Below are 20876 nucleotides of genomic sequence, written 5' to 3' on the forward strand. Positions count from 1 at the left end.
TAGCCACGCCCACTGACAACGGGCCAACGAAGAACTTTGAACCATGGCCACTATCCACGTAGACGGCAAAGCGCTCGAAGTCGATGGGGCGGACAACCTGTTACAGGCATGTCTGTCACTCGGCCTCGACATCCCGTATTTCTGCTGGCACCCCGCGCTCGGTAGCGTCGGTGCCTGTCGCCAGTGTGCGGTCAAGCAGTACACCGACGAGAACGACACCCGTGGTCGTATCGTCATGTCCTGCATGACCCCAGCCACCGACAACACCTGGATCTCCATCGAAGATGAAGAATCCAAGGCGTTCCGCGCCAGTGTCGTCGAATGGCTGATGACCAACCACCCCCACGACTGCCCGGTCTGTGAGGAAGGCGGTCACTGCCACCTGCAAGACATGACGGTGATGACCGGCCACAACGAGCGCCGTTATCGCTTCACCAAGCGCACTCACCAGAACCAGCAACTGGGCCCGTTCATCTCCCACGAAATGAATCGCTGCATCGCCTGCTATCGCTGTGTGCGTTTCTACAAAGACTACGCCGGCGGCACCGACCTGGGCGTCTTCGGCGCCCACGACAACGTGTACTTCGGTCGCGTTGAAGACGGCGTTCTGGAAAGCGAGTTCTCCGGCAACCTCACCGAGGTCTGCCCGACCGGTGTGTTCACCGACAAGACCCACTCCGAGCGCTACAACCGTAAGTGGGACATGCAGTTCGCGCCGAGCATCTGCCATGGCTGCTCCAGCGGTTGCAACATCTCCCCGGGCGAGCGCTACGGCGAACTGCGTCGTATCGAAAACCGCTTCAACGGTTCGGTCAACCAGTACTTCCTCTGCGACCGTGGCCGTTTTGGCTACGGCTATGTCAACCGCAAGGATCGCCCGCGCCAGCCATTGCTGGCCGATGGCACCCAACTGAGCCTGGACAGCGCGCTGGATAAAGCCGCCGACCTGCTGCGCGGCCGCAACATTGTCGGTATCGGTTCGCCACGCGCCAGCCTCGAAAGCAACTTCGCGTTGCGCGAACTGGTCGGTGCCGAGCACTTCTACTGCGGTATCGAAGCCGCCGAGCTGGAACGCATCCGTCTGGTCCTGCAAGTGCTCAACGACAGCCCGCTGCCCGTGCCGAACATGCGCGACATCGAAGACCACGATGCGATCTTCGTGCTCGGTGAAGACCTGACCCAGACCGCAGCGCGCGTGGCCCTGTCCCTGCGCCAGTCGGTCAAGGGCAAGGCCGAAGACATGGCCGACGCCATGCGCGTGCAGCCGTGGCTCGACGCCGCCGTGAAAAACATCGGCCAGCACGCGCTGAACCCGCTGTTTATCGCCTCCCTGGCTGAAACCAAGCTCGACGACATCGCCGAAGAATGCGTGCACGCCGCACCGGACGACCTGGCCCGCATCGGTTTCGCCGTGGCCCACGCCCTCGACGCCAGCGCACCGGCCGTCGAAGGCCTGGACACTGAAGCCCTCGAGCTGGCCCAGCGCATCGCCGACGCCCTGCTGGCGGCCAAGCGTCCGTTGATCATTGCCGGCACCTCGTTGGGTTCCAAGGCACTGATCGAGGCCGCTGCCAACATCGCCAAGGCCTTGAAGCTGCGCGACAAGAACGGCTCCATCAGCCTGGTCGTGCCGGAAGCCAACAGCCTTGGCCTGGCCATGCTCGGTGGCGAGTCGCTGGACACCGGCCTGCAAGCGGTGATCGACGGCAACGCCGACGCCATCGTGGTGCTGGAAAACGACCTGTACACCCGCACCGACGCGGCCAAAGTTGACGCCGCGCTCAACGCCGCCAAGGTGCTGATCGTCGCCGACCACCAGCAGACCGCCACCAGCGAACGCGCCCATCTGGTACTGCCGGCCGCCACCTTCGCCGAAGGCGACGGTACCCTGGTCAGCCAGGAAGGCCGCGCCCAGCGCTTCTTCCAGGTGTTCGATCCGAAATACATGGACGCCAGCATCCTGGTTCACGAAGGCTGGCGCTGGCTGCATGCCCTGCGCGCGACCCTGCTGAACCAGCCGATCGACTGGACCCAGCTCGATCACGTGACCGCCGCCACTGCCGCCAGCGCGCCGCAGCTCGCGCGGATTGTCGATGCCGCACCGTCCGCCGCGTTCCGCATCAAGGGCATGAAACTGGCCCGCGAACCGCTGCGTTACTCCGGTCGTACCGCCATGCGCGCCGACATCAGCGTGCACGAACCGCGCACCCCGCAAGACCACGACACCGCGTTCGCCTTCTCCATGGAAGGCTACTCGGGTTCGGCCGAACCGCGTCAACAGGTGCCGTTCGCCTGGTCGCCGGGCTGGAACTCGCCGCAGGCCTGGAACAAGTTCCAGGACGAAGTCGGTGGTCATATCCGCGCGGGCGACCCGGGCACTCGCCTGATCGAAAGCACGGGTGATTCGCTGAACTGGTTCGCCGCTGTACCGCGTCCGTTCAACCCGGCGCCGGGCACCTGGCAGGTGGTGCCGTTGTTCCACCTGTTCGGCAGCGAAGAGACCTCTTCCAAGGCCGCGCCGGTGCAAGAGCGCATTCCCGCAGCCTACGTGTCGTTGGCCAAGTCCGAAGCCGATCGCCTGGGCGTCAATGACGGTGCCCTGCTCAGCCTGAACGTGGGCGGCCAGACCCTGCGTCTGCCGCTGCGCATCAATGATGAGTTGGGGGCTGGCCTGGTTGCATTGCCTAAAGGTCTTGCGGGCATCCCGCCGGCCATTTTCGGCAAAACCGTTGACGGTCTGCAGGAGGCAGCGCAATGACCTGGTTCACCCCTGAAGTGATCGACGTGATCATCTCGGTCCTCAAGGCCATCGTGATCCTGTTGGCCGTGGTCGTCGCGGGCGCCCTGCTCAGCTTCGTCGAACGCCGTCTGCTGGGCTGGTGGCAGGACCGTTACGGTCCGAACCGCGTTGGCCCGTTCGGCATGTTCCAGATCGCCGCCGACATGCTGAAAATGTTCTTCAAGGAAGACTGGACGCCGCCGTTCGCCGACAAGGTGATCTTCACCCTGGCGCCGGTGGTGGCCATGAGCGCCTTGCTGATCGCCTTTGCGGTCATCCCGATCACCCCGACCTGGGGCGTGGCGGACCTGAACATCGGCCTGCTGTTCTTCTTCGCCATGGCCGGTCTGTCGGTGTATGCGGTACTGTTCGCCGGTTGGTCGAGCAACAACAAGTTTGCCCTGCTGGGCAGCTTGCGCGCCTCGGCCCAGACCGTGTCCTACGAAGTGTTCATGGGCCTGGCGCTGATGGGCATCGTGGTGCAGGTCGGCTCGTTCAACATGCGCGACATCGTCGAGTACCAGGCGCAGAACCTGTGGTTCATCATTCCGCAGTTCTTCGGCTTCTGTACCTTCTTCATTGCTGGCGTGGCCGTGACTCACCGTCACCCCTTCGACCAGCCGGAAGCGGAACAGGAACTGGCCGACGGTTACCACATTGAATATGCCGGCATGAAGTGGGGCATGTTCTTCGTCGGTGAATACATCGGCATCATCCTGATCTCGGCCCTGCTGGTGACGCTGTTCTTCGGCGGCTGGCACGGTCCGTTCGGCATCCTGCCGCAGTTGGCGTTCTTCTGGTTCTTCCTGAAGACCGCGTTCTTCATCATGTTGTTTATCCTGCTGCGCGCTTCCATTCCGCGTCCACGATACGACCAGGTGATGGATTTCAGCTGGCGCTTCTGCCTGCCACTGACCCTGATCAATTTGCTGGTGACGGCTGCCGTTGTGTTGTTGAACACGCCAGCGGCCGCGGTTCAGTGAGGATTTGACCCATGTTCAAATATATTGGCGACATCGTTAAGGGTACCGGTACCCAGTTGCGAAGCCTGGTGATGGTGTTCGGTCACGGCTTTCGCAAACGCGACACCCTGCAATATCCGGAAGAAGCGGTGTACCTGCCGCCGCGCTATCGCGGCCGCATCGTGCTCACCCGCGACCCCGATGGCGAAGAGCGTTGCGTAGCCTGCAACCTGTGCGCCGTGGCGTGCCCGGTGGGTTGCATCTCCCTGCAGAAAGCTGAAACCGAAGACGGTCGCTGGTACCCGGACTTCTTCCGCATCAACTTCTCGCGCTGCATTTTCTGCGGCCTCTGCGAGGAAGCTTGCCCGACCACCGCGATCCAGCTCACGCCGGATTTCGAGATGGCCGAGTTCAAACGTCAGGACCTGGTGTACGAGAAAGAAGATCTGCTGATCTCTGGTCCCGGTAAAAACCCTGATTACAACTTCTATCGTGTTGCAGGTATGGCCGTTGCCGGTAAGCCCAAGGGCGCCGCACAAAACGAAGCCGAGCCGATCAACGTGAAGAGCTTGCTGCCTTAAGGAAGAAAGATGGAATTCGCTTTCTATTTCGCATCGGGTATCGCGGTTGTGTCCACGCTTCGCGTGATCACCAACACCAACCCTGTGCACGCCCTGCTCTACCTGATCATTTCGCTGATCGCCGTGGCCATGACCTTCTTCGCCCTCGGCGCGCCGTTTGCCGGTGTGCTGGAAGTGATCGCCTACGCCGGCGCCATCATGGTGCTGTTCGTGTTTGTGGTGATGATGCTCAACCTCGGGCCGGCTTCGGTCGCCCAGGAGCGCGTCTGGCTCAAGCCCGGCATCTGGCTCGGCCCGGTGATCCTCGCAGCCCTGCTGCTGGGTGAACTGCTGTATGTGCTGTTCGCTCACCAGAGCGGCCAGGCCATCGGCCACACCACCGTAGACGCCAAGGCCGTGGGCATCAGCCTGTTCGGCCCGTACCTGCTGGTGGTCGAACTGGCTTCGATGCTGCTGCTCGCCGCAGCCATCACCGCCTTCCACTTGGGCCGCAACGAAGCCAAGGAGCAATGACGATGCCTGCTATCCCTTTGGAGCATGGTCTGGCGGTCGCCGGCATCCTGTTCTGCCTTGGCCTGGTCGGCCTGATGGTGCGCCGTAACATTCTGTTCGTGTTGATGAGCCTGGAAATCATGATGAACGCTGCGGCACTGGCGTTCATCGTGGCGGGCGCACGTTGGGGCCAGCCGGATGGACAAGTCATGTTCATTCTGGTGATCAGCCTGGCAGCCGCCGAGGCCAGTATCGGCCTGGCGATCCTGCTGCAGCTGTACCGTCGCTTCCACACGCTTGATATCGACGCTGCCAGTGAGATGCGCGGATGAACATGATCTTTCTGACTTTCGTATTTCCCCTGATCGGTTTCCTGCTGCTGTCGTTCTCTCGCGGGCGCTGGTCGGAAAACCTCTCGGCCCTGATCGGCGTGGGCTCCATTGGCCTGTCGGCCATCGTGGCCGCCTATGTCATCTGGCAATTCAACGTGGCGCCGCCGGAAGGCGGTCACTACACGCTCGTGCTGTGGCAGTGGATGTCGGTGGAGGGCTTCAAGCCCAACTTCGCCCTCTACGTCGACGGCCTGTCGATCACCATGCTCGGCGTGGTGGTGGGTGTGGGCTTTCTGATCCACCTGTTCGCGTCCTGGTACATGCGCGGCGAAGCGGGCTACTCGCGCTTCTTTGCCTACACCAACCTGTTTATCGCCAGCATGCTGTTCCTGGTACTGGGCGATAACCTGTTGTTCCTGTACTTCGGCTGGGAAGGCGTGGGTCTGTGCTCGTACCTGTTGATCGGTTTCTACTACAGCAACCGCAACAACGGTAACGCGGCCCTCAAGGCGTTTATCGTCACCCGCATCGGCGACGTGTTCATGGCCATCGGTCTGTTCATCCTGTTCCAACAGGTGGGCACGCTGAATATCCAGGAACTGCTGGTGCTGGCACCGCAGAAATTCCAGGTCGGCGACTTCTGGATCACCCTGGCGACCCTGATGCTGCTGGGCGGCGCCGTGGGTAAATCGGCGCAACTGCCGTTGCAAACCTGGCTGGCGGATGCGATGGCCGGCCCGACCCCGGTTTCCGCACTGATTCACGCGGCAACCATGGTAACCGCCGGTGTCTACCTGATCGCGCGGACCCACGGTCTGTTCACCCTGGCGCCGGATATCCTGCATCTTGTGGGCATCGTCGGTGGCGTGACCCTGGTACTGGCCGGCTTCGCCGCGCTGGTGCAGACCGACATCAAGCGCATCCTCGCCTACTCGACCATGAGCCAGATCGGCTACATGTTCCTGGCCCTGGGCGTTGGCGCCTGGGACGCGGCGATCTTCCACCTGATGACCCACGCCTTCTTCAAGGCGCTGCTGTTCCTTGCCTCCGGTGCAGTGATCGTGGCCTGCCACCACGAGCAGAACATCTTCAAGATGGGCGGCCTGTGGAAGAAACTGCCGCTGGCCTACGCCAGCTTCATCGTCGGTGGTGCCGCCCTGGCCGCCCTGCCGTTGGTGACTGCCGGTTTCTACTCGAAAGATGAAATCCTCTGGGAAGCGTTTGCCAGCGGTAACCAGAACCTGCTCTACGCAGGCCTGGTGGGTGCATTCATGACCTCGCTGTACACCTTCCGCCTGATCTTCATCACCTTCCACGGTGAAGCCAAGACCGAAGCGCACGCGGGCCACGGCATCTCGCACTGGCTGCCGTTGTCGGTGCTGATCATCCTGTCGACGTTCATCGGCGCCCTGATTACCCCGCCACTGGCCGGTGTACTGCCGGAAAGCGCCGGGCATGCCGGTGGCGCCGCCAAGCACAGCCTGGAAATCGCCTCGGGCGCCATCGCCCTGGCGGGTATCCTGCTCGCGGCCCTGCTGTTCCTCGGCAAGCGCCGCTTCGTCACGGGCGTTGCCAACAGTGGCATCGGGCGCTTCCTGTCGGCCTGGTGGTTCGCTGCCTGGGGCTTCGATTGGCTCTACGACAAACTGTTCGTCAAACCGTACCTTGCGATCAGCCATGTACTGCGCAAAGACCCGCTCGACCAGACCATTGGTTTGATCCCGCGCGCCGCCAAGGCCGGTCATACCGCCCTGAGCCGCAGCGAAACCGGCCAGTTGCGTTGGTATGCAGCGTCCATGGCGATCGGTGCCGTGCTGGTGATCGGCGCCATCGTAGTGGTAGCGGTCTGATATGAACCTTGCGAATTGTAAGAACCTGCGAAAGGAAACGAGCCCGTCATGATTCTGCCCTGGCTAATCCTGATCCCCTTTATCGGCGGCCTGCTCTGCTGGATGGGTGAACGCTTCGGCGCCACCCTGCCCCGCTGGATCGCGTTGCTGACCATGTCCCTGGAACTTGCGCTCGGCCTTTGGCTGTGGGCCCATGGCGACTATTCATTCGCGCCGGCACCGGGCGTCGATCCCACCTTCGCGCTTGAGTTCAAGCACGTGTGGATCCAGCGCTTCGGCATCAACGTGCACCTGGCCCTCGATGGCCTGTCGCTGTTGATGATCCTGCTGACCGGCCTGCTGGGTATCCTCTCGGTACTCTGCTCCTGGAAAGAGATCCAGCGTCACGTGGGCTTCTTCCACCTGAACCTGATGTGGATCCTGGGCGGCGTGGTCGGCGTGTTCCTCGCCCTCGACCTGTTCATGTTCTTCTTCTTCTGGGAAATGATGCTGGTGCCGATGTACTTCCTCATCGCGCTCTGGGGTCACAGTTCGTCGGACGGCAAGAAAACCCGGATCTATGCGGCGACCAAGTTCTTCATCTTCACCCAGGCTTCCGGCCTGATCATGTTGGTGGCGATCCTCGGTCTGGTCCTGGTCAACTTCAACAGCACGGGCGTGATTACCTTCAACTACGCCGACCTGTTGAAAACCAAGATGTCCCTGACCACCGAGTACATCCTCATGCTGGGCTTCTTCATCGCGTTTGCGGTGAAGCTGCCGGTGGTACCGTTCCACTCCTGGCTGCCGGACGCCCACGCCCAGGCGCCGACCGCCGGCTCCGTCGACCTCGCCGGTATCCTGTTGAAGACGGCGGCCTACGGCCTGCTGCGTTTCGCCCTGCCGCTGTTCCCGAATGCCTCGGCCGAGTTTGCGCCGATCGCCATGACCCTGGGTCTGATCGGGATCTTCTACGGTGCGTTCCTCGCGTTCGCGCAAACCGACATCAAGCGTCTGATTGCCTTCTCGTCCGTTTCCCACATGGGCTTCGTACTGATCGGCATCTACTCCGGCAGCCAGTTGGCGCTGCAGGGCGCGGTGATCCAGATGCTGGCGCACGGTGTCTCTGCCGCCGCACTGTTTATCCTCAGTGGTCAGTTGTACGAGCGCCTGCACACCCGTGACATGCGTGAAATGGGGGGCGTGTGGTCGCGCATCGCCTACCTGCCGGCAATCAGCCTGTTCTTCGCCGCCGCGTCCCTGGGCTTGCCAGGCACCGGCAACTTTATCGGCGAGTTCCTGATCCTGATGGGTGCCTTCGTGCAAACGCCGTGGATCAGCGCGATTGCTACCTCCGGCCTGGTGTTTGGTTCGGTCTACTCGCTGATCATGATCCACCGCGCCTACTTCGGCCCGGCCAAGTCCGACACCGTCCTGCAAGGGATGGATGCGCGCGAACTGATCATGGTGCTCGGCCTTGCGGTGCTGCTGATCTACATCGGCGTGTACCCGCAACCGTTCCTGGACACTTCTGCCGCAACGATGCATGGCGTGCAGCAGTGGTTCGGCACCGCCTTCTCTCAACTCGCTTCGGCCCGGTAAGAGCGCTATGGAATTCACGATCCAACACTTTATCGCGCTTGCGCCGCTGCTGATCACCAGCCTCACCATCGTGGTGGTGATGCTGGCGATCGCCTGGCGCCGCAATCATTCGCAAACGTTCCTGCTGTCCTGCGCCGGGTTGAACCTGGCCCTGCTGTCGATCATCCCGGCGCTCAAGGTTGCGCCACTGGCGGTCACGCCATTGATGATGGTCGATGACTTTGCGCTGCTGTACATCGCGCTGATCCTGGTCGCGACCCTGGCCTGCGTCACCCTCGCCCATGCCTACCTCGGCGAAGGCGGCACCGGCTACCCGGGCAACAAGGAAGAGCTGTACCTGCTGATCCTGCTGGCGGCGGCCGGCGGTATCGTGCTGGTCAGTGCGCAGCACCTGGCCGGTTTGTTCATCGGCCTGGAACTGCTGTCGATCCCGACTTACGGTCTGGTGGCCTACGCCTTCTTCAACAAGCGCTCCCTGGAAGCCGGCATCAAATACATGGTGCTGTCGGCCGCCGGTTCCGCATTCCTGTTGTTCGGTATGGCCCTGCTCTACGCCGAAGCCGGCAGCCTGAGTTTCACCGGCATCGGTCACGCTCTGGCCGCCACCAGCATGCCTGCGCCGATTGCCCAGCTGGGCCTGGCGATGATGCTGATCGGCCTGGCGTTCAAGCTCTCCCTGGTGCCGTTCCACCTGTGGACCCCGGACGTGTACGAAGGCGCCCCGGCGCCGGTGGCTGCGTTCCTGGCAACCGCATCGAAGGTGGCGGTGTTTGCGGTGATGGTGCGGCTGTTCCAGATCTCGCCTGCGGCCAACACCGGCGTGCTGAGCAACGTACTGACCGTGATCGCCATTGCGTCGATCCTGTTCGGTAACCTGCTGGCACTGACCCAGAACAACCTCAAGCGCCTGCTGGGTTACTCGTCCATCGCCCACTTCGGCTACCTGCTGATCGCCCTGGTGGCGAGCAACGGCCTGGCCGTGGAAGCCATTGGCGTGTACCTGGTCACCTACGTGATCACCAGCCTCGGCGCATTCGGCGTGATCACCTTGATGTCGTCGCCGTACAAGGGCCGTGATGCCGACGCACTGTACGAATACCGCGGCCTGTTCTGGCGCCGTCCGTACCTGACCGCCGTGCTCACCGTGATGATGTTGTCCCTGGCCGGCATCCCGCTGACGGCGGGCTTTATCGGCAAGTTCTACATCGTCGCTACCGGTGTGCAAGCGCACCAATGGTGGCTGGTTGCTTCCCTGGTACTGGGCAGCGCCATCGGCGTGTTCTACTACCTGCGCGTGATGGTTACCCTGTACCTGATCGAGCCGAACCTGCGCCGCGTGGACGCCGAGCTGCACTGGGAACAGAAGGCAGGTGGCGTGATGCTGCTGGCCATCGCCCTGCTCGCCTTCTTCCTGGGCGTGTACCCGCAACCGTTGCTCACCCTGGTGCAGCATGCGGTGCTGGGCGTTTGATCACCTAGTCACATGCGATAAACAGAACGGCGCCTTCGGGCGCCGTTTTGCGTTTCCGGGTCGCGCTGCCGCTACCCTTCCCTGTTCGCAGAATTTTCCTATTCCATCTACCTCTTCATCTGGCATCCATGCGCTGGGGGCGACTTTATGGTGGTTGCGTTTTAGGAAGGTTCCCACAGCGCGGTCACTTGACCCCTTGCGAGTGGGCCAGCAAACTATACGCAGGCTACGTATAGAACATAGATGCTCTATTTATCGAACTGCCGGCCTTCGAGCGGCATCGCAAGGATTATCTGAGTGACGAGCTTTTCCACGGTTTTCAACAGGCGTTGATGAAGAACCCGGAAGCAGGAGACGTGATCGAGGGAACCGGCGGGCTGCGCAAGGTCCGCTTCGTCGATGAGCGGCGCAACAAAGGTAAACGCGGTGGCCTGCGGATCATTTACTACTGGTGGTCAGGCGGCACCCAATTCTGGCTGTTCACCTTGTACGGCAAACACGAACAGGACGACCTGGCACCTCACCACAAAAAATCCTTAAAACAGATGCTGGACAGGGAAATCAAAGCGAGAACACATCATGAAACGTGAAATTTTTTCCGAACTGGTCGAAGGCTTCGACGCCTTGGCCGAAGCGCGCCAAGGCAAGGTCACCCTGCGTACCCACAAGGTTCAACTCACCCACCTGGCACCGCTTACCGCCGAAGAAGTGGTTGCCGTGCGCCAGCAGCTCAACCTTTCGCGCTCGGTATTCGCCCTGTACTTGCGCACCAATATCCGCACACTGGAAAACTGGGAACAAGGGCGCGCCAAACCCAATGCCCAGGCCGTGACGCTGATCCGTCTGGTGGCACGCTTTCCGGAAACCGTGGCGCATTTGGCCGCATTGACTTGATGGGCTGCGCGTTTCGCTCGCGAAGCGGCTGGGCATCGTGCACGTTGTCATTTTGAATGAACCTTTTAGAACAGCTTCCTATCCATTTATAACAAGACAGGGAGGCAACATGAGTACCGCAAAAATCTACACCATCCACTATCAACTGCACGGTAAGCCGAAATCCTTTGTCGTACGCGCCGAAGTCATGAACAACGCCGAAGCCTGGCACTGGGCGGCCGTTGATGCCGACATTGCACACGTTAGTCGTATTGGCCGCGTAGGCCATGAACAGGTGAAGAAAACCACGCGCCCCTGGGCGGAGAAATACGGCATCACCGAAGTCAGCTGGAACCCACCCAAATAAACAAAGCCCCGCACAATGGCGGGGCTCTTTTTTTACTTTTGTCCCGTCCTGAATAAGGTTTACACCTTCTGACCTTTCTTCAGGAGGACTCAATGGATACGGGAAAAAGGCGCAGCCAACGCGATTACACGCTAGCTTTTAAATTGTCGGTCGTAGACCAAGTCGAAAAAGGCGAGTTGAGTTATAAAGAGGCTCAACGGCGCTTTGGCATTCAGGGCCGGTCCACGGTACTGGTTTGGCTACGCAAGCATGGCCGACAGGACTGGAGCCAAGGCGCCTCAATCCGAGCGCCGCGGAGCAGGCCGATGACCGACCCCAACCTCCCGCTGACACCCGAGCAGCGGATTAAAGAGCTTGAAGAACAGTTGGCGCTGAGCAATCAAAAGGCCCAGTTCTTTGAAGCTGTCGTGAACGTCTTGAAAAATGATTACGGTGTGTCCATCGTAAAAAAGCGACCCGGCAAGTCCTCTCGCAAGGGCAAATCCAAGACCTGAGCATTACCAGGGCTTGCCTGTTCATGGGAATTTCGCGCCAAGCGTATTACAAACGTAACCGAGCCGTTGATGCGAGAGCTCACCAAGACCAGCAAGTAGTGGACTTTGTTCTGGAAAAGCGGCGTCGCCAGCCGAGGTTAGGCACGCGCAAGCTGCATTATCTGATGAGCACTGAGGCTGAAGTGCAGGTAATTGTTGGTCGAGACCGTCTTTTTTCCATCTTGCGCGAAGCGCGAGAGCTGGTTCCTCGAAAGCGTGCTTATCATAAAACTACGCATAGCCATCATCGGTTCCGCCGCCATCCCAACCTGCTCAAAGCAGGCCCGGAACAAGTTGTCGCTGGCAGGCCCGAGCAGGTTTGGGTTGCAGATATTACCTATCTGCCCACGCGGGAAAGTGTTGTTTACGTCAGCCTGATAACAGACGCGTACTCACGCAAGATCGTGGGTCATCATGTGCATGACAGCTTGCATACGGAGTCGGTGGTCAAAGCATTGCAGAAAGCTGTTAGCCAGCGAAAATCCAAGCAATCGCTGATCCATCACTCGGATCGCGGGGCCCAATACTGCTCCGACCTGTACCAGCAAATGCACGCCAAGCATGGGATCAAGTGCTCAATGACGGACGGCTACGATTGCTATCAGAACGCGATGGCAGAGCGGGTAAACGGGATTTTGAAAACTGAGTTTTTGCTGCACCGGCCCAAAGATTTGGCGGATGCCGTAAAAATGGTGGATGAGTCGGTGCTGATCTACAACGGGGAGCGGCCGCACTTATCCCTGAAATACAAAACGCCCGATGCGGTGCATCAGGCGTTTTGAGACTGAAACAGGTGTAAACCTATTTCAGGACTAGACATTTTTCAAGTCGCCCAACGGATCGTAGGGCGGCTTTTTTTCCGACTGCTTTTTCTCGTCCAGCGGGGCGATGGCCGGGCCGATGGGATCGACCTGCGGGTCTGACACATTGGGAGAGTCCGGGTCGAAACCCAGCTCATCCTTGCCGCTTGAATGCTCGTTTGAACGCGGGCCTTTAGGGGGATTGCTCATGGTGACCTCCTCTCTTACAACGGGCGGGCTTTATCGTGGAGAGTGTCGAGGTTTTCCTCGACCTGCTTCACATCGTCGTCCGGTCGGTCCTGTGGGTCGTTGGGGCGCAACGCATCGTTGTCGCGCTCCTCTTCGCCGGGGGTGCGATGGGTATCGGGCGTACCCGGCGGTGGCTGCTTGTATTCGGGCATGATGGCGTACCTGTAAAGGGCTTCACAGGTTTAGAGAAACCGCCTTCGGCCATCGTTCAACTTGTTTGCCGAAGATCCGCACCAGGCGGTTGGCCGCCAACAGCACGCCGGCCTGGGCCAAGGTGATGCCGAAGGCTTCGGACTCCATCGGCAGCAGCAGATAAAGCAACACGTCACTGGGCAGGCAGAACCCGAGGGTCAGCGCGGCGCGGCGAGAGGTGGTATCGGCGATACGGTGGGCCTGACTGCTCATAAAGCTGAAACATTCACAATCAAGTCGTCACACTAGCCCTCACCGATGCTGTTCTACAAGGGTCAGCCCGCTGCCGCCCAGTGAGTTTGCGCCCTGTGGCGAGCGGGCTTGCCCTAGTGCCGTTCAGTTAAGCCAGCGTGATGCTCGAAGCAACGAGCGGTGCGACTTTTCGGTGTACATATCGGTTGTGCGGTAACGACGGCTTAGGGTTCCGCCCTTACGGCGGCTCACTTTTGAAAAGCGCAAAAGTAAGCAAAACGCTCTTGCCCCAACACTCGGCACCTCGCCTGGGCTCGGTGTGCCCTCACGCAGGCTTTGGAGCATGGGCCGCCGCGATGGGCCATCCTTGGCCCAGCGCGGCTAACCCGGCGTCCTGCCGGGTTACCCACGCTCCAAAACCTGCGCTCGGCCAGCGTGTTTGACGGGGCGCTTCCAGATCAAAAGCAAAAGCGCGGCGGCCTGAGAGCCGACCGAAATGGTCTGCCGAACGCTGTACAAAATGTGGGAGGGGGCTTGCTCCCGATGGCGTCGGCGCAGCAAACATTGATGCTGAAGACCCACCGCTTTCGCGGGCAAGTCGAATCGTCGCACCAACGCTCCCACAGGAGATCTGAGCTTAACTGACTGACATTAGGGCTTGTCCTGCGTTGGGTGCGAAGCGCCCCCAGTGAAGGAGAACGCGATGTACCTGATACGGCTCAGCGCCTGGTTTTGGGGCCGCTGCGCAGCCCAACGCAGGACAAGCCTGCTCGCCACAGGGAATGGCATTACAGTCAGACCCGCTGTTGATACGGCAACAAACGCAGCCCGCTGGCCACACTGCCCACCAGCGCGAACGCACACCCCAGCCACAGCGCGTAGTGCGGGCCGCTGCTCACGGACAGGTGAAAACACAGAGCCACCAACGAGGCGCCCAGTGTCTGCCCCAGCAGCCGCGAAATCGCCACGATGCCGCTGGCCCCGCCACTGCGTGCCAAAGGGGCGCTGGTCATCAGGGCCTTGAGATTGGGCGACTGGAAAAACCCGAAACCGGCGCCGCACAACGCCATGCGCCAGCCGATATCAAATGCCGAGGCCTCATTGCCCAGAGTCGCCAGCGCGCCCATGCCGAGGCTCAGCATCAGCAGGCCGACGCCACACAACAGGCCCAGGGACACCCGATCCGCCAGACGCCCGGCCACCAGCGCCATCACCGCCACCACCGCTGGCCATGGCGTCATCAGAAACCCGGTCTCCACCTGGCTATGGCCCAACGCCGCCTGCAACAGAAACGGCAGTGACACAAACGCCAGGCCCTGGGCGCTGAACGCGCAAATGGCGGTGAGGGAGGACAAAGCAAATACCGGGCGCTTGAACAGGTCCACCGCCAGCATCGGCGCCGGGTGCCCGGCCTCGCGGCGCAGCAGCAGGGCACCGCACACCGCTGCCAGCGCCACCAGCCCGATGGTCAATGCACCCTGCGCCCCATGCACGGCGGCGCCCAGGCCCAGCACCAGCAACGCGAACAAACCGGCACACAGCAACGCTGCCAGGCGATCAAAGGCGTGCCCGCTGATCGGCAGCGTGGGCAGCGAGCGCACCCCCAGGCCCAGGGCCAGCAGCCCCAACGGCACATTGATCAGGTACAACCAGTGCCAACTGGCCACCGAAAGAATCGCCGACGCTGCCGTCGGCCCCAGCGTAAACGCCAGCCCCACCACCAGCGAGTTATAGCCCAGGCCCCGCCCGAGCATCTTCGAGGGGTAGATATGGCGCAGCAACGCGGTATTGACGCTCATCAACGCCGCCGCCCCCAGCCCCTGGGCCACACGCGCGGCGGTGAGGGTCAACAGCGAACCGGCCAGCCCGCACAACAGCGACGAGACGATAAATAGCAGCAGCCCGCCCAGGTACACGCGGCGATGCCCCAGCACATCGCTCAACGACGCAAACGGCAGCACCGTTGCGATGATCGCCAACTGGTAGGCGTTGACCACCCAGATCACCGAGGCCGAATCGGTGCCGATACCTTCGGCCAGGGTCGGCAACGCCGTGTTGACGATGGCCGTGTCCAGCGTCGCCATGCCGATGCCCAGGGACAGCGCGATAACAGCTGGCAGGCGTTTATTGAGGGCAAGCCCATCGGCAACAGAAGACATGAACGCTCCGCACGGGTGACAAGGGGCCTGTAGGTTACGGGCAGCGCGGATTTTTTTCAGGCAACAATCGGCTGGCTGTCAAAATATTCATCCTGGGACGAGCAAGGTTCAGTTAAACGCAGACTCGCTGTGGGAGCAGAGGGTCAGCAAATATTGATGCTTACTGACCCACCGCCATCGGGAGCAAGCCCCCTCCCACATTTGTACAGCGTTCGGCAAACCGCGCAGCCCTTGCCATCGAGCCGGTGGATGGGTAACTCTCTCGTCATGTTTGGACACTATTCCCGGGGTAGCGACATGACCACCAGCAACCTGCTCGCCCAGCTGTTTCCCACCGCCTCCACCGATATTCCCGAACAATTTCGCCTCGCCGCGCCGATTGAACAGCGTGATTACCTGGTCGATGGCCGCTTGCAGGTCTGGAACGGCCCGCTGGCCCGCGTGCAAAGCCCGGTGCAGTTGGGTGATGAACGCGTGCACATCGGCAGCACGCCGTTGCTGGACGCCGACACCGCCCTTACCGCCCTCGATGCCGCCGTGCGCGCCTATGACCGTGGCCAGGGCGAGTGGCCGACGATGCGCGTGGCTGATCGTATCCAGCATGTCGAAGCGTTCCTGCGGCGTATGCGCGAACAGCGCGATGCGGTGGTCAAGCTGCTGATGTGGGAGATCGGCAAGAACCTCAAGGACTCGCAGAAAGAGTTCGACCGCACCTGCGACTACATCACCGACACCATCAATGCCCTCAAGGAACTCGACCGTCGCTCCAGCCGCTTCGAGCTGGAACAGGACACCCTCGGCCAGATCCGCCGCGTGCCGCTGGGCGTCGCATTGTGCATGGGCCCTTACAACTATCCGCTGAACGAGACCTTCACCACGCTGATCCCGGCGCTGATCATGGGCAATACCGTGGTGTTCAAGCCGGCCAAGCTCGGCGTGCTGCTGATTCGTCCGTTGCTGGAGGCGTTTCGCGACAGCTTCCCGGCCGGGGTGATCAACGTGATCTACGGCAGCGGCCGCGAAACCGTGAGCGCGCTGATGGCCAGCGGCAAGATCGATATCTTTGCGTTTATCGGCACCAACAAGGCCGCCAGCGATTTGAAAAAGCTGCACCCCAAGCCGCACCGCCTGCGCGCGGCCCTGGGCCTGGATGCGAAAAACCCCGGCATCGTGCTCCCGGAGGTCGACCTGGATAATGCCGTGAGCGAAGCGGTCACCGGCGCTCTGTCGTTCAACGGCCAGCGCTGCACCGCGCTGAAAATCCTGTTTGTGCATGAAACGGTGGTGGACAGCTTCATCGAAAAATTCAACACCCGACTGGCCACGCTCAAGCCAGGCATGCCGTGGGAAGATGGTGTGTCGCTGACGCCGCTGCCGGAGGTGGGCAAGGTGGATTATCTCAACGCGCTGGTGGCCGATGCCGTGCTGCACGGCGCCAAGGTGGTGAACCCGAACGGCGGCGAAAGTCGCGGTTCGTTCTTCTACCCGGCCGTGCTGTACCCGGTGAACCCGCAGATGCGCGTATACCACGAAGAGCAGTTCGGCCCGGTGGTGCCGATCGTGCCCTACCGTGATCTGGACAAGGTAATCGACTACGTGCTCGATTCCGACTTCGGCCAGCAATTGAGCCTGTTCGGCACCAATGCCGTGGAAGTCGGGCGGCTGGTAGACGTTTTCGCCAACCAGGTGGGCCGTATCAACATCAATGCCCAGTGCCAGCGCGGGCCGGACACTTTCCCGTTCAACGGGCGCAAGAACTCGGCCGAAGGCACGCTGTCTGTGCATGACGCGCTGCGCGTATTCTCGATCCGCACGCTGGTGGCGACCAAATTCCAGGAGAGCAACAAGGCGTTGGTCAGCGATATTCTGCGTAACCGGGATTCAAGTTTTCTGACCACCGATTACATCTTCTGACGAATGTGGGAGCTGGTTTGCCTGCGATGCAGGCTCCTCGGTCTGTCTGCCACGCAGCGGTGAGGCTATCGCAGGCAAGCCAGCGCCCACAGTGGATAGCATTTCCCCCTGATTACCGAGGTCACTTTACTACCGATGAATTTGCCCCTGTTTGCCCGGCGCCTTTTGCGCCCGTTGCTGGACCCCTACCGCCGCTATCGCCATGCCAAGCTGATCCACGCCGTGCGCGTGTCAATCGGCCTGCTGGCGACAATCCTGCTCACCACCGGGCTCAACCTGCCCCACGGCGAATGGGCGTCGGTGACCATGCTCATCGTGATCGGCGGCTTGCAGCACCACGGCAACATCGGCAAAAAGGCGGTGGAACGCGCATACGGCACCTTGATCGGTGCCAGTGTCGGCTTGCTGCTGGTGGTGCAACAGGCCTACTTCGGCCTGCCGCTGTTGACCTACCTGCTGATGTCGGTGGTGTGCGGATTCTTTTCCTATCACGCCATCGGCAAGGGCGGCTACATCGCGCTGCTGTCGGCGATCACGGTGTTTATCGTGGCCGGGCACGGCGACAATCCGATCTCGGACGGCTTGTGGCGCACCGTGGATATCCTGATCGGCATTGTGCTGGCACTGGCGTTTTCGTTCGCCCTGCCGCTGTACGCGGTGTACTCCTGGCGCTACAACCTGGCCAGTGCGTTGCGCGACTGTGCGGCAATCTACAGCCGGATTATCAGCGGCCAGTCGGTGACCGACGATGAACACCTCAAGCTGCTCAACCGCCTGAACACGGCGATGGTGCAACTGCGCTCGCTGATGCCGTCAGTGTCCAAGGAGGTGCGCATTTCCCTGACCGAACTGGACGCCATCCAACGGCACCTGCGCCTGTGCATCAGCACCCTGGAGATTCTTGGCAATACCCGGCCAGACCCGCGTGATGAGCAGGCGATGGCGCGTATGCAGATGATGTTGAAGTCCGAGCACCGACAGATTCGGGTGCAACTGGTAGGGATGGCGCGGGCATTGAAGTCGGGGTTTACCGAACGGCTGGATCGGCCTGCGGCTCACGCAACGGATGGCGGTGGGCTGCAAGCGCCGGTGCACAGTGCACTGGACGGGTATCGGTTGCTGACGCTGCAATTAGCGGGGAATGTGGAGGGGATGCGCCAGCAACTGGCGAGAACGTCGAGTCATTGGCGGATTTGAGGGATAAAAACAGGGACAGTCTACGGTTAAGTAGAGCTGTCCCACTTACTGTTAATTTATAAAATCTAACACAAACACCCTATACGTTATGTCTTGGTCCAACTGAATAGGTTTGACCTAGCATTGAGATCATAGGACTCTTGGACATATATAAATGTGGTAACGTTGGGAACATGAAAACCAGTCCAAGCTGACCAGGATGTAACGTTGGCGGGAACGAGGAACGAATATCCGCCAATATTGGAGTCCTTCACATACATATACCGTGCATAAGGCCTGGCATCACAGGTCCAGTAGAAATTCACGCCAGTACCCTCCGAGGCTAAATTCAACCTACCACCATTGGGTAAAACTCTGCCTGAGGATGCCACTATTGCATGTGTGATAACGGGCGGATTAAATTTAGGCTCCATCATGTAGGTCATTATCGGAAACAGCACGGCCCTGGTCGGATCACCCCCTTCATCAAACGCCACTGAGCATTTCACCTCAACCCTGCTGCCCTCTGGCAAAGCCGCAATCCTATCACGCAAAACGACTTTATCCACCAGTCCATTTCTGGCTTCATCTGCATTAACAGAGTAACCCTCCAACACTTTCAGCTCAATACCTGCCGCCGTGATAGTCAGCCATACTTTTTGCCCTGCTTTAATCAGCGGCCACTTAGCCACTGCCACTTCTCTACTGTAAAAAGCTTTCCAAAACAACGTCGAACCCGAGGTCAAGCCATTAATCAACGGACTCGGCAATTTGCCAGGAACAATGGTTGCCACCGTGACCGTTTGAACAACCGAAGCGATGGTTTTACCACCCCGTACAATCGAGTAGCTCAACTGCACTTTACTGTTTACGCTTTTATGCACGACCTGAGCCGATGTCAGATCAAATATTACTGAGCCGCTCGTCTGGCCTCCCAGTGTTGTCTGATATTGAGTGCCATCCTGATACATCCATATCAATGTGATGCTATCCGTCGCGAGCATGCCTGGGTACTTGACGGTCACACTTGTATAGTTCTCGATGGCCAACGGATCAACGGCCGTCTGTTGCCCGACGCTTGCGGCGCCATTGAGGACTGGATGAGGCAGCGCAGACCACTGGGCCGTGCCCACCACCCTCACCACCGTACTGCCCGAGCGGTTCAACAACGTGCCATCAGCGGTTTGCCATTCGAACGCAATGCGGATGGTGGCGTCCGTCAGGGAGGTGATGATGTCGTTGGCGATGGCAATGGTTTCTCCCCCCAGGTTGTTGTCCCTAACCGCAGGCAAGCGCAGGGTTCGGGTGGACTCGCCGTATTCGGTTTTCTGCGTCACCGTCAATATCAGCACAATCCGGTTAGGGGGGCTGGGGTCCAGCGGGTCGTCGGGCAGAATCACCCGCGCTGCAAAGCGTGCCGTGCTGGATTGATCGAGGTCCACCGTGGTGGCTCTGACGCCTTCAAGCAGGAAGATCGGCGGCCTGAGCAGATTGAGGTCCAGCTCGCTGTTCAGAATGTAGGGCTTTGAATACGCGTACTTCTCCCCGGAGACGTTGTTCACCACGTCTCGCACCATAAACGCCACGCCGACCGGACCCAACTGATTGCCCTGCAAAATCACCTGCTGGCTGATAAACATGCGAATCGGCCCGGGCCCGGCGGCCTCGGCGGGGCTGACCACATGATCGATGGTGGTCGCGCCATAGGCCAGCGTGATGGTGTCGTTCTTGCGCATGTTTTCGTACTTTTTGATCTGGCACCACAGCCCGTTCCTGGTATTGGCCTGATTGATGATCGAGCCATCCGGGAAGCCCTCGATGGTCAGGAACAACCCCCGGTGGTACTGCTCCGAGGCCCAGAATGTGAGGCCGCCGGGACGCAGGGTCTTGACCAGGTACTTTTGAGGAAAGCCATCCGCCTGTTGCCCGCTGGCAGCACGCGTGACCCGGCCGAACACGTCGGATTCGCCTTCGCGAATTTTGGTCTTGGGGATCGACAGGTTATAGCGGTCGGAAATCTTCGTGACGACGTCCTGAGCCACCGGCAGCGACGAGTTGCCCCAGTAGAGGGCGAAGCTGTCGTTTGCAACGGACGCGTACCAGTTCTCGAACGTGAAGAGCGCATTGGGGTCCGTTTCGCGCTGGCCCAGGCCCCACTCAGCGGTTTCCGGGTAAGGGGTAGCTGTCAACGGTATGGCGGGGTATACCGAATAGGGCGGCGAGAAAAGCGTGTCAGTCGCAGTGGTCATAGCCATCACCTTGCGGGGTTGAGTCGCGCAGTGGCGGCGCGACGGGCAAGGTGAATGAGGCGCCTGGGAGGCGGAGTGAATCTACTGTCAGAATTGACAGTGGCGACGGGTGGTAAGACTGTAG

At 60.5% G+C, this 20876-nt stretch carries 18 protein-coding genes and 1 pseudogene; 14 read left to right on the plus strand and 5 right to left on the minus strand.

The genetic code is table 11. From position 1 onward, the window contains the following. Nucleotides 1-43 precede the first annotated feature (43 nt). The 12 genes from nuoG (at nt 44) to RHM60_RS06230 (ending at nt 12603) form a co-directional block, all read left to right on the plus strand. Entirely contained in the window at nt 44-2758 is a 2715-nt protein-coding gene (nuoG, locus tag RHM60_RS06175; RefSeq protein WP_322213954.1) for an NADH-quinone oxidoreductase subunit NuoG, read from the plus strand. Continuing rightward, nucleotides 2755-3762, plus strand: coding sequence for an NADH-quinone oxidoreductase subunit NuoH (gene nuoH, locus RHM60_RS06180; RefSeq protein WP_003232075.1), 1008 nt, complete (start codon nt 2755-2757; stop codon nt 3760-3762). The genes nuoG and nuoH overlap by 4 nt, the downstream gene beginning before the upstream one ends. Nucleotides 3763-3773: 11 nt before the next feature. Beyond that, a complete protein-coding gene (nuoI, locus tag RHM60_RS06185) occupies nt 3774-4322 on the plus strand; it encodes an NADH-quinone oxidoreductase subunit NuoI (RefSeq protein ID WP_003174725.1) in 549 nt (182 codons plus the stop codon). A 9-nt stretch (nt 4323-4331) separates the two neighbouring features. Continuing rightward, nucleotides 4332-4835: an NADH-quinone oxidoreductase subunit J gene (gene nuoJ / locus RHM60_RS06190; RefSeq protein ID WP_016974946.1), complete on the plus strand. Its 504-nt coding sequence runs from the start codon at nt 4332-4334 to the stop codon at nt 4833-4835. Nucleotides 4836-4837: 2 nt separating this feature from the next. Next, the gene (nuoK, locus tag RHM60_RS06195; RefSeq protein WP_003174727.1) at nt 4838-5146 is read left to right on the plus strand and encodes an NADH-quinone oxidoreductase subunit NuoK; all 309 of its coding nucleotides are present in this window, start codon (nt 4838-4840) and stop codon (nt 5144-5146) included. Further along, entirely contained in the window at nt 5143-6996 is a 1854-nt protein-coding gene (nuoL, locus tag RHM60_RS06200; protein WP_209982854.1) for an NADH-quinone oxidoreductase subunit L, read from the plus strand. The genes nuoK and nuoL overlap by 4 nt, the downstream gene beginning before the upstream one ends. A 48-nt stretch (nt 6997-7044) precedes the next feature. Continuing rightward, the gene (nuoM, locus tag RHM60_RS06205) at nt 7045-8577 is read left to right on the plus strand and encodes an NADH-quinone oxidoreductase subunit M (RefSeq protein WP_003232072.1); all 1533 of its coding nucleotides are present in this window, start codon (nt 7045-7047) and stop codon (nt 8575-8577) included. A gap of 7 nt (nt 8578-8584) precedes the next feature. Continuing rightward, a complete protein-coding gene (gene nuoN / locus RHM60_RS06210; RefSeq protein WP_322213956.1) occupies nt 8585-10048 on the plus strand; it encodes an NADH-quinone oxidoreductase subunit NuoN in 1464 nt (487 codons plus the stop codon). A gap of 239 nt (nt 10049-10287) precedes the next feature. Continuing rightward, nucleotides 10288-10638 carry a toxin gene (locus RHM60_RS06215; protein WP_209982858.1) on the plus strand — a complete coding sequence of 117 codons (351 nt, stop codon included), beginning with the start codon at nt 10288-10290 and terminating at the stop codon, nt 10636-10638. Next, entirely contained in the window at nt 10628-10942 is a 315-nt protein-coding gene (locus RHM60_RS06220; protein ID WP_209982860.1) for a helix-turn-helix domain-containing protein, read from the plus strand. The genes RHM60_RS06215 and RHM60_RS06220 overlap by 11 nt, the downstream gene beginning before the upstream one ends. 109 nt (nt 10943-11051) lie before the next feature. After that, nucleotides 11052-11288, plus strand: a complete 237-nt coding sequence (locus RHM60_RS06225; RefSeq protein ID WP_209982862.1) for a DUF6555 family protein — start codon at nt 11052-11054, stop codon at nt 11286-11288. Nucleotides 11289-11380: 92 nt separating this feature from the next. Next, nucleotides 11381-12603 (plus strand): IS3 family transposase gene (locus RHM60_RS06230; protein WP_322212102.1). Its coding sequence is split into 2 segments (ribosomal slippage): nt 11381-11732 and nt 11732-12603, totalling 1224 coding nucleotides; the frame shifts between segments, so codons are not numbered across the junction. Between the two features lie 30 nt (nt 12604-12633). Here RHM60_RS06230 and RHM60_RS06235 read toward each other — a convergent pair. The 4 genes and pseudogenes from RHM60_RS06235 to RHM60_RS06250 form a co-directional block, all read right to left on the minus strand. Continuing rightward, nucleotides 12634-12831, minus strand: a complete 198-nt coding sequence (locus RHM60_RS06235) for a DUF6021 family protein (protein WP_322213957.1) — start codon at nt 12829-12831, stop codon at nt 12634-12636. Between the two features lie 14 nt (nt 12832-12845). Beyond that, the gene (locus RHM60_RS06240; RefSeq protein WP_209982864.1) at nt 12846-13022 is read right to left on the minus strand and encodes a hypothetical protein; all 177 of its coding nucleotides are present in this window, start codon (nt 13020-13022) and stop codon (nt 12846-12848) included. A gap of 67 nt (nt 13023-13089) precedes the next feature. Then, nucleotides 13090-13275, minus strand: a pseudogene (locus RHM60_RS06245) (MFS transporter); the annotation flags it as partial. Between the two features lie 773 nt (nt 13276-14048). Continuing rightward, entirely contained in the window at nt 14049-15413 is a 1365-nt protein-coding gene (locus RHM60_RS06250) for an MFS transporter (protein ID WP_322213958.1), read from the minus strand. 297 nt (nt 15414-15710) lie between these two features. Here RHM60_RS06250 and RHM60_RS06255 point away from each other — a divergent pair, with 297 nt between their 5' ends. Together RHM60_RS06255 and RHM60_RS06260 are read left to right on the plus strand one after the other, a co-directional pair. Further along, a complete protein-coding gene (locus RHM60_RS06255) occupies nt 15711-17327 on the plus strand; it encodes an NADP-dependent glyceraldehyde-3-phosphate dehydrogenase (protein WP_322213959.1) in 1617 nt (538 codons plus the stop codon). Between the two features lie 135 nt (nt 17328-17462). Further along, complete coding sequence (locus RHM60_RS06260; RefSeq protein ID WP_322213960.1) at nt 17463-18524, plus strand: FUSC family protein; 1062 nt, start codon at nt 17463-17465, stop codon at nt 18522-18524. 86 nt (nt 18525-18610) lie between these two features. On the opposite strand, the gene RHM60_RS06265 is transcribed toward RHM60_RS06260, so the two are convergent. Further along, nucleotides 18611-20752 carry a hypothetical protein gene (locus tag RHM60_RS06265; RefSeq protein WP_231422805.1) on the minus strand — a complete coding sequence of 714 codons (2142 nt, stop codon included), beginning with the start codon at nt 20750-20752 and terminating at the stop codon, nt 18611-18613. Between the last annotated feature and the right edge of the window lie 124 nt (nt 20753-20876).

Source organism: Pseudomonas sp. MH9.3 (assembly GCF_034354675.1).
GTDB lineage: Bacteria > Pseudomonadota > Gammaproteobacteria > Pseudomonadales > Pseudomonadaceae > Aquipseudomonas.

Bases quoted from the DNA above. Each gene is read 5' to 3' on its own strand.
- RHM60_RS06220 (WP_209982860.1), top strand. From the start codon at position 10,628: ATGAAACGTGAAATTTTTTCCGAACTGGTCGAAGGCTTCGACGCCTTG.
- nuoG (WP_322213954.1), top strand. From the start codon at position 44: ATGGCCACTATCCACGTAGACGGCAAAGCGCTCGAAGTCGATGGGGCG.
- RHM60_RS06240 (WP_209982864.1), bottom strand. From the start codon at position 13,022: ATGCCCGAATACAAGCAGCCACCGCCGGGTACGCCCGATACCCATCGC.
- RHM60_RS06225 (WP_209982862.1), top strand. From the start codon at position 11,052: ATGAGTACCGCAAAAATCTACACCATCCACTATCAACTGCACGGTAAG.
- RHM60_RS06235 (WP_322213957.1), bottom strand. From the start codon at position 12,831: ATGAGCAATCCCCCTAAAGGCCCGCGTTCAAACGAGCATTCAAGCGGC.
- nuoK (WP_003174727.1), top strand. From the start codon at position 4,838: ATGCCTGCTATCCCTTTGGAGCATGGTCTGGCGGTCGCCGGCATCCTG.
- nuoM (WP_003232072.1), top strand. From the start codon at position 7,045: ATGATTCTGCCCTGGCTAATCCTGATCCCCTTTATCGGCGGCCTGCTC.
- nuoI (WP_003174725.1), top strand. From the start codon at position 3,774: ATGTTCAAATATATTGGCGACATCGTTAAGGGTACCGGTACCCAGTTG.
- nuoL (WP_209982854.1), top strand. From the start codon at position 5,143: ATGAACATGATCTTTCTGACTTTCGTATTTCCCCTGATCGGTTTCCTG.
- nuoJ (WP_016974946.1), top strand. From the start codon at position 4,332: ATGGAATTCGCTTTCTATTTCGCATCGGGTATCGCGGTTGTGTCCACG.
- RHM60_RS06250 (WP_322213958.1), bottom strand. From the start codon at position 15,413: ATGTCTTCTGTTGCCGATGGGCTTGCCCTCAATAAACGCCTGCCAGCT.
- nuoN (WP_322213956.1), top strand. From the start codon at position 8,585: ATGGAATTCACGATCCAACACTTTATCGCGCTTGCGCCGCTGCTGATC.
- RHM60_RS06260 (WP_322213960.1), top strand. From the start codon at position 17,463: ATGAATTTGCCCCTGTTTGCCCGGCGCCTTTTGCGCCCGTTGCTGGAC.
- RHM60_RS06255 (WP_322213959.1), top strand. From the start codon at position 15,711: ATGACCACCAGCAACCTGCTCGCCCAGCTGTTTCCCACCGCCTCCACC.
- nuoH (WP_003232075.1), top strand. From the start codon at position 2,755: ATGACCTGGTTCACCCCTGAAGTGATCGACGTGATCATCTCGGTCCTC.
- RHM60_RS06265 (WP_231422805.1), bottom strand. From the start codon at position 20,752: ATGACCACTGCGACTGACACGCTTTTCTCGCCGCCCTATTCGGTATAC.